The sequence below is a fragment of the Umezawaea sp. Da 62-37 genome (genome assembly GCF_032460545.1).
GTDB lineage: Bacteria > Actinomycetota > Actinomycetes > Mycobacteriales > Pseudonocardiaceae > Umezawaea.
On the sequence record NZ_CP135965.1, the window covers coordinates 2,215,493 to 2,230,120 of the forward strand.

At 65.7% G+C, this 14,628-nt stretch carries 12 protein-coding genes; 8 read left to right on the top strand and 4 right to left on the bottom strand.

All coding sequences use genetic code 11. The features are described from left to right. Window positions 1-3 precede the first annotated feature (3 nt). Window positions 4-420, top strand: a complete 417-nt coding sequence (locus tag RM788_RS09555) for a hypothetical protein (protein ID WP_315931210.1) — start codon at window positions 4-6, stop codon at window positions 418-420. A gap of 63 nt (window positions 421-483) precedes the next feature. On the opposite strand, the gene RM788_RS09560 is transcribed toward RM788_RS09555, so the two are convergent. Together RM788_RS09560 and RM788_RS09565 are read right to left on the bottom strand one after the other, a co-directional pair. Further along, on the bottom strand, window positions 484-1,107 hold the full coding sequence (locus RM788_RS09560; protein ID WP_315931211.1) for a copper resistance CopC family protein: 624 nt from the start codon (window positions 1,105-1,107) through the stop codon (window positions 484-486). A 499-nt stretch (window positions 1,108-1,606) separates the two neighbouring features. After that, window positions 1,607-2,440 carry a helix-turn-helix transcriptional regulator gene (locus tag RM788_RS09565; protein WP_315931212.1) on the bottom strand — a complete coding sequence of 278 codons (834 nt, stop codon included), beginning with the start codon at window positions 2,438-2,440 and terminating at the stop codon, window positions 1,607-1,609. A gap of 202 nt (window positions 2,441-2,642) precedes the next feature. Between RM788_RS09565 and RM788_RS09570 the strand changes: the two genes are divergently transcribed. The 4 genes from RM788_RS09570 (at window position 2,643) to RM788_RS09585 (ending at window position 6,628) form a co-directional block, all read left to right on the top strand. Beyond that, window positions 2,643-3,401, top strand: a complete 759-nt coding sequence (locus tag RM788_RS09570) for a class I SAM-dependent methyltransferase (protein WP_315931213.1) — start codon at window positions 2,643-2,645, stop codon at window positions 3,399-3,401. A 155-nt stretch (window positions 3,402-3,556) separates the two neighbouring features. Then, a complete protein-coding gene (locus RM788_RS09575) occupies window positions 3,557-5,245 on the top strand; it encodes a phytoene desaturase family protein (protein WP_315931214.1) in 1,689 nt (562 codons plus the stop codon). Window positions 5,246-5,501: 256 nt separating this feature from the next. Then, window positions 5,502-6,350 carry a helix-turn-helix domain-containing protein gene (locus RM788_RS09580; RefSeq protein ID WP_315931215.1) on the top strand — a complete coding sequence of 283 codons (849 nt, stop codon included), beginning with the start codon at window positions 5,502-5,504 and terminating at the stop codon, window positions 6,348-6,350. A gap of 23 nt (window positions 6,351-6,373) precedes the next feature. Continuing rightward, complete coding sequence (locus RM788_RS09585; RefSeq protein ID WP_315931216.1) at window positions 6,374-6,628, top strand: DUF397 domain-containing protein; 255 nt, start codon at window positions 6,374-6,376, stop codon at window positions 6,626-6,628. On the opposite strand, the gene RM788_RS09590 is transcribed toward RM788_RS09585, so the two are convergent. Then, a complete protein-coding gene (locus RM788_RS09590) occupies window positions 6,615-8,894 on the bottom strand; it encodes an NACHT domain-containing protein (protein ID WP_315931217.1) in 2,280 nt (759 codons plus the stop codon). The genes RM788_RS09585 and RM788_RS09590 overlap by 14 nt on opposite strands. A gap of 971 nt (window positions 8,895-9,865) precedes the next feature. On the opposite strand from RM788_RS09590, the gene RM788_RS09595 reads away from it, so the two are divergent. The 3 genes from RM788_RS09595 to RM788_RS09605 all read left to right on the top strand — a co-directional run bounded on the left by RM788_RS09595 (window position 9,866) and on the right by RM788_RS09605 (window position 12,949). Continuing rightward, on the top strand, window positions 9,866-10,570 hold the full coding sequence (locus RM788_RS09595) for an alpha/beta fold hydrolase (protein WP_315931218.1): 705 nt from the start codon (window positions 9,866-9,868) through the stop codon (window positions 10,568-10,570). A gap of 167 nt (window positions 10,571-10,737) precedes the next feature. Further along, entirely contained in the window at window positions 10,738-11,808 is a 1,071-nt protein-coding gene (locus RM788_RS09600; protein WP_315931219.1) for a hypothetical protein, read from the top strand. A 7-nt stretch (window positions 11,809-11,815) separates the two neighbouring features. Continuing rightward, on the top strand, window positions 11,816-12,949 hold the full coding sequence (locus RM788_RS09605) for an alpha/beta fold hydrolase (protein ID WP_315931220.1): 1,134 nt from the start codon (window positions 11,816-11,818) through the stop codon (window positions 12,947-12,949). A 624-nt stretch (window positions 12,950-13,573) separates the two neighbouring features. Here RM788_RS09605 and RM788_RS09610 read toward each other — a convergent pair. Next, window positions 13,574-14,503 carry a lysyl oxidase family protein gene (locus tag RM788_RS09610; RefSeq protein ID WP_315931221.1) on the bottom strand — a complete coding sequence of 310 codons (930 nt, stop codon included), beginning with the start codon at window positions 14,501-14,503 and terminating at the stop codon, window positions 13,574-13,576. Window positions 14,504-14,628: the final 125 nt, after the last annotated feature.

Below are 14,628 nucleotides of genomic sequence, written 5' to 3' on the forward strand. Positions count from 1 at the left end.
GCCATGTACGGCATCGGCTCCGAACCCCGTCCGGTCTCCCGGACCAGCACCCGCGTGCTGCGCTTCCTCGCGTTCAGCGTGGTGGTGGGGTGGGTCGTGTTCATCGCCCTGTGGATCCACGCCGAACCGCCGCCCGGAGCGCCGTCACCCGGTGAATTGGCGCGGGCCTACGAGTCGGCGCTGAACGACCGGCACGCCGACGGGGTCGTCACGCTGCTCGGCGGGCCGGTCGAGGGCAGCGACGAGGTGGCGGAGTACCTCGTGGAGCAGCCGCACGACGGCAGGTGGCACGTCTCGGTCGCCGTGCTGGACGGCGGCACGTTCCTCGCCGTGAACGACGACCGGGGGCTGACGGCTCACTTGCCGACCACCAACGTCGACGGGCATTGGCAGGTCAATCCGCTGGTGTCGCCGCGGTGAGGTGTCGGGAGTGGTGCGGCACCGGCCCGGCGCCAGTGGCGTCGGGCCGGTGTGAGGGTTCGGCTATTCCGGTTTGGTGTCCGTGGTGGTCGTGGGGTCGGGCTTGGACTTGCCTAGTCGGGTGGCGCCGAACGCGCCCGCGCCGATGAGGACCACGGCGGCGAGGATCCACACCCATACCGGTACGCCGCTGTCGTCGTCGGAGGGTGTGTCCGCGGGTTGTGCGGCGGCGGGGGTGCTGGTGGCGGTCGTGGTGGTGGTCGCGGTCGTGTCTTCGGGAGTGCTGGTGTTCGCCGCGGACGAGGTGGGGAGTGCGACGGGGGCGATGAGGGAGAACCGGATCTTGTCGCCGACCTCATCGCCGTCGTCGGAGATGACCTTGTAGTCGATCACGTACTCGCCGGAGGGGCCTGAGGGGATCACGGGTGCGGTGATCACGGCGCCCGCGACGGTGACCTGGCCGACCTTCCACGTCGCGCCGTCGGGGCCGGTCACCGTGATGGGGGTGTCCGGGAGGCCTACCGGCTCGGCGAAGGTGAGCTGGATCTGCGTCGGCGCGGCGGAGAGGGCGGCTCCGGCTCCTGGGTCGCTGCTGAGGAGTTCGGCGTGGGCCAGGGCGGGAGTGGCGGTTCCGGCCAGGGCGAGGCCGGTCAGCAGCAGCGCGGCGCCTAGGCGTCGGAGGTTCATCAGGTGGCCCTTCGTGGTCCGGGAGGCACGGCGGAGGAGATCATCCTCCAGGTAGTCGTGCCGGGGGCCGGTGTGGTTCCTGGGAGGTGGGTTCGGGTTCGGGCGGGTTTGGGGCGGGTTGGGGGGCTGTCTGGGGTTGCGTCGTGGGTTAGGTGGCTTTACCCCGGTCGCCGAGTGTTCTAGGCTTGGCGAACCTTGTCAAGGCGGGAAATATGCCTTGACAAGCCCCGTCAAGCCTAGAGATGGCTTCGAATCGGGGTGCAGGGGTAGGTCTGGCTGCGCCAGCATTCGGCTACGCCGAACCCAGCATCGGGCTGCGCCCGACAGGGCATCCTCGCTCCGCGTCGGACCAGGCATCCTGGGCTGCGCCTTAGGACGGGGCACCTGGCTTCGCTTCGGTCGGGCATCGGCTGCGCCGACAAGGCATCCTGGCTTCGCTTCGGACAGGGCATCGGCTTTGCCGATAAGGCATCCGGTGCTCTGCGCTCGGCTTTGGCGCCTAAGGCAGTAGGCCTAGTGATTTGGCGTGCAGCACGGTGGCGAGGCGGTCGGTGGTGCCGAGTTTGCGGTAGAGGTGCTGCAGGTGGCGGTGGACGGTGCGCGGGGAGATGTCGAGGCGTCTGGCGATGGAGTCGGCGGTGAGGCCCTCGGCGAGCAGGTGGAGGACGGTGAGTTCGCGTTGGGTTAGGCGGTGACCGCCGGTGTCGACGAGGCGGACGACCGGGGCGAGGGTGTCGAGGGGGCGGTGGCGTTCGGCTTCGGCTAGGAGGGTGGTGAGCGCGGCGGACGGGTGGTGGGGGTCGTGGGCGAGCACGAGGACCACGGGGGTGCGGGGGCCTTGGTGGACCAGGTGGTCCAGCAGGGCGAGTGAGTGCGGGTCGGCGTGGTGGACGTCGTCGAGGAGGAACACCGTGCCGGTGGGGGCGGACATGGTGTCGAGGGTGGTGCGGACGGCGCGGTGGGGGTCGGTGTCGCGGGACCACGCCGGGTCGGAGAGGGAGTGGAAGAGGGCGCGGAGGACGAGGTTGGCGTCCTGTTCCACGGGGGTGAAGGGTTCCGGGTTGGTGGTCGCGTGGGTGAAGGCGTCGGTGAACAGGCCGTACGGTGCGGGCTGTTCGGGGGCTCGGCCGCGGATCACCGGTAGTTCGTGGGCGCCCGCCAGCAGCGCGTAGGCGTCGAGGGTGCACGTGCGGGCGTGGTCGGTGCGGGCGGCGACGGCGATGACGTGGACGCCGGTTCTGTCGTCGGCGGCGATCAGGGCGGCGAACCGGTCCGAGCGGGCGTCGGCCCGCGTGCCGGCGGATTCGTGGACGTCGTGGACCGCGATGCTCATCCCAGTCCCCCATCAATTCGGAATGGCCTTACCACCAGCAACAGAGCGGCCGGACGGGTGATAAATACGTGTTGGGGCCACTCAAGACGGTCGGTTGTGCGAAAAGGCGGCCCGGCGTTCGACGTGCGGAGGCCTGATCCGCGGTCGCCGAGGTCCTGTTCCGGCGGTTAATCGGGTTGCGGCCCGGTGCCACGCTGGTCGGATGGATGACTTCGAGGAGTTGCTGGCGGAGGGTTCGGCCGTTCCCACGGACGGCTGGGACTTCTCCTGGTTCGAGGGGCGCGCGACCGAGGAGCGGCCCTCCTGGGGTTACGCCCGGCTGCTGGCCGAGCACATGGCCAAGGCAGAGGCCGCGCTGGACTTGCAGACGGGCGGGGGCGAGGTGCTGGCGACCATTCCCCGTCCGCCTCCGCTCCTGGTGGCCACCGAGTCGTGGCCACCCAACCTGGAGATCGCCCGGCGGACCCTGCTGCCGCTCGGCGGCACGGTGGTGGAGTCGGAGGACGTCGACGACTTCCCGTTCGACGACGGCACGTTCGACCTCGTCGTGAGCCGCCACCCCACCGCGGTGCTGTGGCACGAGATCGCCCGCGTGCTCAAGCCAGAGGGGATCTACCTGTCGCAGGGGATCGGCTCGGGGTCGAACCGGGAGCTGAGCGAGGCGATGATGGGGCCCCTACCGCCGCCGGAGGACCAGCGGATCGCGGAATCCGCGGACGGGGCCGGGCTGGATGTCATCACCCTTCTGCACGAATCGCTGAGGGCCGAGTACTACGACATCGGGGCGATCGTGCACTTCCTCCGGAAGGTCCTGTGGACCGTGCCGGGGTTCACCCCGGAGCGGTACCGGGCCCAACTGATCAGTCTGCACGATCGGATCCGATCGGACGGTCCGTTCGTCTCCCATGCACGCCGCTACCTGGTCAAAGCCCGGAAACGGGTACCCGTGGGACACCCCTGAACGTGAAAGTTGTTCACTGAAAAACACTGTCAGATAACACTGTTTTAGGGGGCGACAGGGGTAGGAGGGACGGGGTTGGGGGAGGAATCTCAGTGGGGTGCCCTTACCGGAGAGCAGCGCCACAGGGGTTGCCCCGACCTACGAGCGGAGTCGCGTTGACGACACAACGAAGTGACTGGGATGCCATCGTCGTCGGTGGCGGTCTCGGCGGCCTGACGACCGCCTCGTACCTGGCCGCCAGCGGGCGCAGGGTGCTCGTCCTCGAGCAGCACGACTGGGCGGGTGGCAACAGCCACGTGTTCCGCAGGCGCCGCCGGTACGAGTTCGACGTCGGCGTGCACTACCTGGGCGACTGCGGCGAGGACGGGATCATCCCGACCGTGCTGCGGGGCTTGGGCGCCGAGGGCCGCGTCCGGTTCCACCAGCTCAACCCCGAGGGGTTCGACAAGATCGTCATCCCCGGTCTGGAGTTCGACGTGCCGTCGGACTGGGAGGAGTACCAGAAGCGCCTGGAGGACGCCTTCCCCGACGAGGTGGAGGGCATCCGCGAGTTCTGCACGGTCACCAAGGCCACCGGCGAGGAGCAGCACTGGGCGCTGAGCTGGTCGCCGGACGTGCCGTTCGAGCAGATCATCGAGGGGACGCAGTACCTCCAGGGCTGGGGCTGGCACAAGCTGTCGACCCTGTTCGACCACTGCAAGCTCTCGACCCGCCTGCGCACCGTGCTCGCCGCCCAGTCCCCCAACTACGGGCTCGGCCCGACCGAGGTGTCGGTCGCGACGCACTCGATGGTCACCGACCACTACATCCGCGGCGCCTACCACCCCGTCGGCGGCGGCCAGATGATCGCGGCCACGCTGACCGAGGTCATCGAGGCCCACGGCGGCGAGCTGCGCACCAACAGCCAGGTGGACCGGATCCTCGTGGCGGACGGCAGCGCCAAGGGCGTCCTGCTCGACGACGGCACCGAGATCACCTCGCCGATCGTGATCTCCAACGCCGACTACCGGCGCACGATCCTCGACCTCGTCGGCGGCGAGCACTTCCCGGCGGGACTGGTGCGGGACACCCGTGACGCGTCGATGGGCCTGCCGTTCGCGACCGTCTACGTGGCACTGGACCGGGAGCTGGACACGCGCCCCGAGGACGCGAACATGTGGTGGTACGCCGAGGACAACATCGAGCACATGTACGAGACCCTGCACAACGACGGCCAGCCCGAGGAGATCAAGCACCTGTTCATCTCGTTCGCCTCGCGCAACGAGGCCGACTCGCGGCACATGCACCCGGCGGGCCACTCGACGTTCCAGCTGATCACCCTCTGCCCGCCCGGCTACTCGGGCTGGGGCGTGGAGAACGGGCCGGTCGACGGCGAGAAGTACCGCCGCAACCCCAAGTACCTGGCCGAGAAGGAGCGCTTCACCGAGGCCGTGGTCAAGGCGGGCGAACGGGCGCTCGGCCCGTTCCGCGACAGCATCGTGCACCTGGAGATGGCCACGCCGCTGACCCAGGAGCGCTACACCCGCTCGTCGGGCGGCACGCCGTTCGGCATGTCCAAGTGGGGCGACGCGGGCCAGCGGCCGGTGTTCGAGACCGGCGTCGAAGGCCTCTACGTGGTCGGCCAGAGCACCCAGTTCGGCAGCGGCATCACCGGCGTGATGGCGGGCGGCATCGTGTGCGCGGGCCAGATCGTCGGAAGGCCCCTGCTGTTCGGCGAGGTCGTCAAGGGAGCCGTCGTCGGCAACAAGGAACTGATGCCGGAACGGCCCGCCGGATGGGATCCGGTGGCCGTGTCGCGCGGCCGTGCGCGGGCGGGCGCCCGCGGTCTGGCAACGCTAGCCTGATCGTTACCCCAAACCCGTCCCCTGTGCCGCCGACGCGGCGCGGCGGGGGCGGGTTTTCCACGTGTGGGCGACTCCGCCGAATTGGTGAGATTCGCTGAACAACATTGCTAACCAGTTTCACAGACGTACGGTTCGTGCATTCCGCTACAGGAATGGTAATAAACTCGTTTAACCAAGTTCTATACCAGCTTAACTCAGCGACACAGCCTGCTACGTTCCGTCATCACAAGTTACGCTCACGGACCACGGAGGGCCGATGACCGCCGCCATCCCCAAGCGCGTCGTCAACATCATCATCGGGCGGAAGCTCGAAGCGCTGAGGATCGCCTGCGAGATGAGCCAGGCCCAGGCCGGCAAGCTGCTCGACTGCACGCAGAACAAGATCGGCAACATCGAGCGCGGCGACAGCGGGGTCAAGATCCCCGACCTGACCACGCTCCTCGACGGTTACGGCCCCGACCTGGCGACCAGGCAGAACCTCGTCGAGATGGCCCGCGGCCGCGAAGGTCGGTACTCGCCGAAATCCCTGCGCGCCCGGTTCCACGGGACGATGCGGGAGGTCGTCGACCTGGAGACCAGCGCTCACTACCAGTGGCAGCACACCGCGATGACGATCCCCGGCCTGCTCCAGACCGAGGCCTACATCCGCCAGCTGTTCCGGTCGGTGCGGCCCTCGATGACGTCCGACGCGATCGAGCGCGAGACCGTCAACAGGCTGGAGCGCCAACTCGTCCTGGACGATCCCGCCAAGAAGTTCTGGTTCATCATCGACCAGGCCGCTTTCGAGCGGATGGCCAACATGTCGGGCAGCGACGCGATTCGGCGTGGCCAGAAGGAGCACATCGCGGAGATGATCGACCGCCCCAACCTGGAGGTCCAGGTGGTGCCCTGGGAAGTGGGCTACTACTGGGGGCAGGAGTCGAATTTCGCGATATTCGGGTACAAAAGCGATCCGCAGGTGCAACTGGTGCACGTGGAGGGTATCGAAGACGGCGACGTCACGTCGGAGCAGGAGGAGGTGTCCGTCCACCTCAAGGTCTGGAAGCAGCAGATCGCGGTCGCTCTGGGTCCTGAGCAGTCGCGCACCTTCCTGCTCACCAGGTGAAGGAATGAATTAGGGGGGCTCACATGACCGACCTGCGCCCGATGCTCCAGGAGGAACAGTTCTCCGGGTGGCAGAAGGCCAGCTACAGCAATCCCAGCCAGTCGTGCGTCGAGATCGGATGGCGCAAAACGAGCTACAGCGGCCCTGACGCGGCTTGCGTCGAGGTCCACCACTCCGGCGCCGCGGTGGGTGTCCGGGACACCAAGAACCAAGGCCACGTGCTCGAGTTCCCACCGAGCACGTGGGCCAGATTCCTGTCCGACGTCACGCGGTCTTGACCAGTTCGGCGCGGCGGCGGTCGACCGCCGCGCCGAGCTCGGCCGGGTCGCACGAGGCCAGGTGGTCGCGCACCAGCGCGTGCGCGAACCGGTACTCCCCCTCGACGTGCAGCAGCAGCATCCGGTCACCCGCGAAGTGCAGCAAAGCCTTGCGCCGCAACGGGAGTTCACCCAGGACCAGCGGGCGGGCGAGGAGTTCGGCCATGCCGGTCGAGATCAGCTCGAACGGCAGCAGGTGCTCCCGCGCCGACGTGGGCGCGCTGAACAACCCGATCAGGATCCCGGTCATCGGCGCCAGCACGGAGGTCGTGACCGGCGCGCCGAACCAGTAGGCGAGCCCGGAGCCGACCAGGGTCCCCGCGACGCCCATCGGCACCGCCACCCCCACCCACCAGCGGCCCCGGCCCGGCAGCGCGGTCCACTGCTCGACGTGCAGGGCCCGCCAGACGCCGAAGAAGCCGCTGACGAACAGGCTCGTCGCCAACCCGGCGAACAGACCGATGCCCAGCCCTGTCAGCAGTTCCCGCGACGGGCCCGTCCACACCATCACGGCGGCGGGCAGCAACGACACCGCGACCGCCCAGTACGGGGCGTCCTTCACGGCCTCCAGGTGCACGCTCGCGCTCAACGCCACCAGGAACGTGATCAGGATGACCGCGATGAAACCCAGGACCGTCGGCAACTGCGCAAGCAGCAGCCCGACCCAGCTGCCGACCACACCGAGCACCAGACCCGCCACGGCGCCGACGGCCAGACCGATCACCGCGGGCAGCACACCCCAGGACTTGGTGTCGGGCGGCCGTTTGAAGACGAACAGCTTCGTCACGAGGAAGTGGTTGACCACGATCACCAGCGCGGTGAGGCACAGCCCCGACAGCAACCCGGACAACAGACCAAGCCGCACGCCCACGACGGTCGCCAGCGCGCCGACCGCGCCCGCCAGCACGGCGGGCTGGACGCGCAGGAACAGCAGCCAGATGGGCTTGGCGGGCAGCAGTTCGAGCCACGCCACCCTGCTGGGCAGCCTGCCGCGCGCGATCAGGTCGTTCCACAGTGGACTCGCGGCGAGCCTCGCCAGGAACCGCAGCGAGCGGAAGGCCCGTTCGGCCGAGGGGGCGCCGCTGGTCGAGTCGCGGGCCACCATCTCCACCAGGAAGGTGTCGAAGAGCGCCCGCTCACCACCGCTCGGCACGTCGTCGCCGGGCTTGCCGGTGCGGTAGGTCAGGGCGAGGAGGTCCAGCATCAGCGGCGTCCGCACGGAGTTCCACAGCTCGGGGTCGCGTCCGAGCGCGGTGCGCAGACCGTCGAGCCGAGGGCTGACCGCCTCCAGGTACTCCTCCACCTGCTCGCGGTCGAACGGCTCGACGCGCACGGCGTGGTGCGACCGCAGCGTGGAGCTGAGCCGTTCGTAGTCGGCGGCCCGGCTGGCGACCGCGATCCGCGGCACCGCCGACCGCTCCCCCAGCGCGTTGATCTGCTCGACGCAGCGGGCCCGGTCGTCGGCGGCGACCTCGTCCAGCCCGTCCAGCAGCAACGCCAACCTGCCCTCGGCGAGCCAGGCGCGGCCGACCGGGACCGCGATCCGGTAGCGGGCGGAGACCTCGCGCAGCAGCCACTCCACGAAGTCGTCGGGTTTGGTCGACCGCCCGCGCCCCTTGGTCTTGAGCGCGGTGGTGGACCAGTTCGCCAGGTCCAGCAGCACCGGCACCGGCTGCTCGACGTCCGCGCGCGCCCGGCTCAGCAGCTCGGCGCACAGGTCGATCAGCAGCGTGCTCTTGCCCGAACCGGGAGCGCCCAGCACCAGCAGCACCTGCTGCGTCTCGGCGAACACCTCGGCGATCCCCGACGGCGGCTCGTCCGGATCGGGCCGCGTGGCCGGGTCCATCCGGTGCAGCACTGGATGCGGAGGGGCGGCCAGCCCGAGCTTGAGCACCAACTGCTCGGCCAGCGAGCCGTGCCTGCGCCGCAGGACCTCCAGCTCGACCCGGTCCACGGCGTTCACCCGGTGCGACGGGTGGCCGGGGCGGCGCGGGATCATGCGCACGCCTTGGCCGCTGCCCCGATCCCAGACCACCAGCCCGACCATGGTCGCCGACAGCACGATGATCAACGGCCAGAGCCAGTCGACCAACGGCCCCAGCACGGCGGGCGCGGTCCCGCCGGTGGCCACGTTGATGGCGACGGGCAGCAACCCCAGGATCGTCACGACACCCAGGATCGCGAACGCGACGACCCTCAACGCCCTGGCCGCGGATCTCCACACCATGATCACCTCCCACGTCGGAAACCGACCGTAGTGGCGAACGGGGCATCGGTGGTAGGTGCGCGCCGAGTCGATAGCCCGAATGGCCGATAGATCGAACATCACGGACGGTGGAGGACTACTCGCTCGTTGTCCACAACCACCGTTCCGCAACGTCAACCCCTACCTGGACGGGCGCTGTCGAGGCGGCGGTCGCACGGCGCGATTTCAGCCAGCACGTCGACGCGCACCTCGGTGAGCGGCCCAGCCGCCGTCGATGCTCCCGATGATGAGCCGGTGGTCGACCAGGAACGCTTCGGCGATCGGGCTCTTCCACGCGGTGCTTTGCCTCGGGTTCTTATCGGCAACGCCAGCTCGTCGCCGATCACTGCACCGGGCACTCCGACCGACCCGATGCAGTGCGGAGCCGGCTCACGACCGAGTCAGCAGCACCAACGAGCACCACAACATTCGACGAGCGCTTCACACCTCTCGTTTGGCGCGAGCCCGAACGTTATGACCGGTCCGTCTACGGTCGCCCTTCCGAAGCGTCGCAATCGAACACGTCGACGGAGTGGTGCGCCCAACCGGAGCCGCTGTTGCCTGAATCGAATCCGGCGCGCTTCGCCCGACCGGCCATGCGCGTTCGACTGCAGGTCATCAGCAACAAGAGTGCAAACGTTTACAAGCACCATTCCAACATCGGAACGGCTTGCATTCGATCATTATCAACCTTTATCCGCACTTATGCGGATAAGGCGAAAGGCTGTCCTCAGTAACGTAACGACGACACGCCCGAGCACGAAAGAGTTAACAAGCGCCCCCAAGAGGAGGTCAAGTCGATCAAACCCGTTGCCGATGCTCGACTGACCAGACCCGCACACAGGAAGACGATGATGAGCACAATTGCACAGTCCCGCACCGAAACACTCCCCCTCTCCTACCGGGGGCGCAAGATCCCGATATCTGCGGATGTCCGACGGGCGGGTACGGACATGATCGTCCTGCTGCACGGCCTGGGCTGCACCAAGAAGAGCTTCGAACAGATAGCATCCATTCCCGAGCTGAGCGATTTCACGACTTGCGCGTTCGACCTCCCCGGACATGGCTCATCTCCGGTCGCGCCCACCGACGAACACTCACTGCAAACCTACGCGGACATCACAAACCTCGTAGTCAAGCAGCTCTCACCCACTCGGGTGCACCTCGTCGGGCACAGCATGGGTGGAGCTGTAGGTCTCATCGCCACCCAGGAGATGAACCGGCTCGAAAGCTTCATCAGCATCGAGGGCAATCTCGTCGCCGACGATTGCGGGCTGGTCAGCCGGAAGACCGCGAACTTATCCCGTGAGGAATTCATCTGCCGTGGATACGCATCGTTCCTTCGAGACCTGGAATCCTCGAAGGAACCGGACATGCAGCACTGGGCGGAATGGTACGCTTCATGCGCACCTTCGGCAATCCATGATGGCTCACGGTCATTGGTCGAGTGGTCGGACAGCGGAAAGTTGCTCGAACTCTACCGCAGCCTGAGATCACGAGCTTTCGTGTACGGCGAACGGGGTGACCGGTTCGGCCATCTGCTACCGCTTTTGCCGGCACAAGACACCTTCAACGTCCCCAACTCGGACCACTTCCCTATGGTGGACAATCCGACAGCCCTCTACGCGACGCTGAGCAGCATCATCCTGGGCTGTTGATAGACTTTCACTCGATTGGCGCATTACACAGGTGAGCGCACTCATACCGTTCACCCAATAGCGTGAAACTCACCCGAACAGCAAAGATCCACACAAGTGCGGAGAGACACGAAAATCGTCATGTTACTTTGACCCTGGGGAAGTCACTCCGAGTCAAAGGTGACTGCATGACGTCTATCTCCGATCACTCGCGCGATATTCCTATTTTGACTGCTGTACGAGCAGCAGCCAACAAGCTCGCACAGCATCCACAAGACCATGGATGGCGCGACCTCTACCGGCTCATCGGTTTTGGACTCTCGAGTTCTTCGCCTCAGTTGCGAAAATTGTTCCTGGAAAATGCCAATAGTCAGCGCGACAGTAGCGCTACCCATCTGATAACTCTGCTCGGAATTTCATTGAAAATCGTGGCAGTCGACTTGTTCGATGAGCTTCGAACCAAAGACAAGCCTGAGTCGTGCTTGGATTCTCTGGAAGCGGTGCTTGCTGAACACGGTGACCACATCGCCGCCATTCTGAGTTCACGACGCAATTCCTTTACCGGTGCTCGCCGATTCCTGGTACCCCAGGTGGTTCTCGGGGCTTATTTCGCAAACGGTTACCCGGTTGACTTCGCCGACCTGGGTACCGGCCTTGGCGTTCTTCCTCGGCAGCTCAACGCACAGCGGCTCTACAACACCTTCAAAACAGGCCTTCGATGGGCTGGGGGGACGCCTTCATTCCAGCCGATCCCATTGCGATCGAGGTTCGGCGTCGACCAAGGACCGCTGCCTCGCATCGACTGGGTGCGAGCGTGCTACGGGACCTCGCCGTACTACGAGGGCTTGTACCGCGAGTTGATGGCCACCTTCGACGACCCGGACGTCCGCGCTTCCGAGGTCGGCTACAGCGAGTTGGACCTGCTTGACACAGATGATCTCCGTGCTTTCATCAGGCGCAACAACATCAACGCGGTCAACTTGTCGTACACGCTGTACGAACTCACACCGGAGAGTCGGACACGGGTCATCGACACGCTCCTGGACGTTCTGCGGCCTCCCGGTGTAGCGATCGTCACGGAGCCGCACGCCGAACTGACTCGTCCTGGATGCACAGTCACCGTCTACGACCAGAGCACGGCCAGCCCCATGACCATCGTCACAGTGTCAGACGGACACTTCACGGGGCGTGTGGACCCTCTCCCGGACTACGAGCAGTTCACCACCTTGCATCCGATCACATATGAATTCGCGAGGTGAGGAACGGATGGCGGGGGACAACACGAAGAGAACCAGTCAACAGTCGAAAGCCAAGAAGATAAAACGAAGTATAGCAATCATTTCCGGCACCACGGGCACCCTTCTCGGCATTGCCACGAACCTGTACTCCGGTGAGTTTCGCCACGCATTGGAATCCTGGACTCGAGAATTCGACTCCACAGTACTGTCGTTCGGTCTGGCGACGGTAGTTGCCAGCGCTTCGACAGCAGCCGTCTATTATTGGCTCTCCAAGCGGCGCAGCAGCCCTGGAATCACTACGGGAACCATCGAAATCAATTCCAATGCAATGAAAAACGCAAATTACGTACATGACACGGTCGCGGGTCGCACGATGCACTACCTTGAGGTCAAACGGTCGTCTGACGACCTCTTGATCTTCCTGCACGGGTTGGGTTTGGACGCCAACGACTTCCGCGGCTACCTGGTCGAAAGCAAATTTCATTGCATTGCTCTGACCTTATACGGATTCAATGCAAAGGAACGTGACGATGACAAGTACCAACCGATTTCACTGGACTCGCATGTAAAACTTTTCGCTTATGCACTGCGAACCATCCGACAGCAATACCCTCACAAAAGGATAACCTTGGTCGGGTTTTCCTTTGGGGCCGATATGATCTTTTTCCTGACGCGCTACGCTCAGGAAGGTATGCGTGAAGTAGAGATCAACAAAATCCTGCTGCTGGACCCCAATGTGAACAAATCCACAACTACGATCTCATCGAAAATCTCCACGGTGGACGAGAGCAGGCCACTTACACAACTCACCGGAATCCTCGAGTCAGCTTCGACCGACCCGGAGTTCCGCTACCTCTGCGAATACCTTTACAAGATTACTTCCAAGAATTTCAGTCAGATACAGCGACATGCACGCGAAGTGTCAGAAATATGGGATACGGAATCTTGCGATCAGTTTCTCAACTTCCTTGGACAGGTCGATAGAATCGCTTCCGAGGTGCACGTCGCACTGTCACTCAACCACGAGCGTCTTTTCAACCCAATAATCCGGGGAGCGGCTGCTCGCGGGCTCAACGCGGACCACGTCGTCTGCTCACCATCTGAACATTTTGAACTCATCCATGCGGATTATCTGAAAAAATGCCTTGAAGGGATTCTCTGAAGGATCTCCGGCATACCAAGTCTGCCTTGACGCCGGTCAAATCGGCCGCCTCGATGTGGGTCGAATTCGACCAGCTGCCAGCCACGCACTCGCGGTCGCCCCCTACCGGGCATCAGTCAACGGGACGCCGCAGCACGTCGCTCGCCTTGGCTCGTTTCCTCGGGTGTTTGAGCCGGACGTAGCGCTGGTCTACCTGAACGACGAAGAGCTGGGGACGGTGCGGTGGCTGCCCGTGTACGAGAAAGCAGCACCTGTTGCTGGCGCCGGATGACAACGCGCTCGTCCCGCAGGACATCTCCGCCCACTACTTGATGCAGCCTTGGTGTTCGAGCCCGAGCTGGTCGATGCGGACATCGTGATCTCCCAACCGTGCTGGCCCGCCTGCCTGGTCGCCGAGCGGATCGGGAAGGCACCGGGCCCAAGCCGGTCGTCACGGCGGGTATCGGGTCGGGCTACATCGCCTTGCCGACGTCATCGAATGTGGGGGGCGCGGTCGCCGAGGTGATCTACCGCAACGGTGCTGGCGTCGCTGAGCACGCGATGATGATCGTGGACAGGGCGCGCATTCCTACTCCAGCTGACGCACCCGTGAAGAGCACGGCGTTGTGCTCTCCGCGGGTGCGGTCAGGAGCAGCGGCCCTCGCCGGGGCAGCTGCGCAGGAATTCGACCTTCGGCGGGGTCATCATGGGGCCGTCCTCGTCCGGCCACTCGACGGACAGCGATACCGAGGAGGAGTTGTTGCTGTAGTCCTTCTCCAGCAGGGAGCGGTCCGGGTTCGCGGTGTGCACGAGGTCGTAGACGCCTGACGGGACGTAGGTGATGTCGAGCCACTGGAAGTCCACGTCGTACCGGTAGGCGTCGCCGGAACCGACCGAGATGCCCTCGACGACGTCCAGCGCGTCCGGGCCGCCGTGGGCGCACGTGTTGTCCTCGAGCATTTCCGCGACCCGGCCCGCGGCCGTGCCGACCTGCGGTGTGTAGGTCAGCCTGCCGACGTCGTGGGTCGGGTAGCGGTCGCCGAGGCAGAAGCCGTTCTTGCGGTCCGTGGACAGCGGTTCGCCGGCGGGTGTGCGGAGCTGGAAGCGCTCGAACCCCATGAGGTGCCAGTGCTCGTGCGACCGCGTGGGCTCGTAGTAGGCGAACGCCGTCGTCCCGCGCTGGGCCGTCGCGAAGCCGTCCGGGATCGGACCGTCCACACCGGATTGGAACGCCTGGCGCACCCGCATCGTCGGTTCGTCCGTGCTGTCGCGGCGGCCGAACAGCAGCAGTGGGCCGTCGCCGACGTTGTCCACCGAACTGGTGAAGCGGATGCGGACCGCCTTGGCCGGGCCGGTCTCCAGGCACTCGCCGCGCGGCGCGGAGATCTCCGCGACCATGCACACGTCCCAGTCCGAGCAGTGCGCCAGGTCGCCGTCACGGCCGCCGGGGCAGCCGACCGGGGCTTGGCGCAGGTCCGGCAGCATCGGGGACGCCACCGCTCCCGCTCTCGGCGCCGCCACCGCGAACACCGCGGCCACCACGACGCCGACCAGTGCGCCGTACTTTCTCAACACGCTGAACGTCCCATTTCCGGTTGTCGACGATCCCTTGCCCGTCAACCCTAGAGAGCACTCGCGCCACGACCCGCACGCGAACGCGGTCGTTCACCCGATGGGCTGAGGTATGGGGAATCACGGTG

What these genes read in the sequence shown, in the direction of transcription:
- RM788_RS09595 (WP_315931218.1), top strand. Translation starts at nt 9,866, where the DNA reads ATGATCGTCCTGCTGCACGGCCTGGGCTGCACCAAGAAGAGCTTCGAA.
- RM788_RS09555 (WP_315931210.1), top strand. Translation starts at nt 4, where the DNA reads ATGTACGGCATCGGCTCCGAACCCCGTCCGGTCTCCCGGACCAGCACC.
- RM788_RS09600 (WP_315931219.1), top strand. Translation starts at nt 10,738, where the DNA reads ATGACGTCTATCTCCGATCACTCGCGCGATATTCCTATTTTGACTGCT.
- RM788_RS09590 (WP_315931217.1), bottom strand. Translation starts at nt 8,894, where the DNA reads ATGGTGTGGAGATCCGCGGCCAGGGCGTTGAGGGTCGTCGCGTTCGCG.
- RM788_RS09560 (WP_315931211.1), bottom strand. Translation starts at nt 1,107, where the DNA reads ATGAACCTCCGACGCCTAGGCGCCGCGCTGCTGCTGACCGGCCTCGCC.
- RM788_RS09565 (WP_315931212.1), bottom strand. Translation starts at nt 2,440, where the DNA reads ATGAGCATCGCGGTCCACGACGTCCACGAATCCGCCGGCACGCGGGCC.
- RM788_RS09605 (WP_315931220.1), top strand. Translation starts at nt 11,816, where the DNA reads ATGGCGGGGGACAACACGAAGAGAACCAGTCAACAGTCGAAAGCCAAG.
- RM788_RS09570 (WP_315931213.1), top strand. Translation starts at nt 2,643, where the DNA reads ATGGATGACTTCGAGGAGTTGCTGGCGGAGGGTTCGGCCGTTCCCACG.
- RM788_RS09585 (WP_315931216.1), top strand. Translation starts at nt 6,374, where the DNA reads ATGACCGACCTGCGCCCGATGCTCCAGGAGGAACAGTTCTCCGGGTGG.
- RM788_RS09580 (WP_315931215.1), top strand. Translation starts at nt 5,502, where the DNA reads ATGACCGCCGCCATCCCCAAGCGCGTCGTCAACATCATCATCGGGCGG.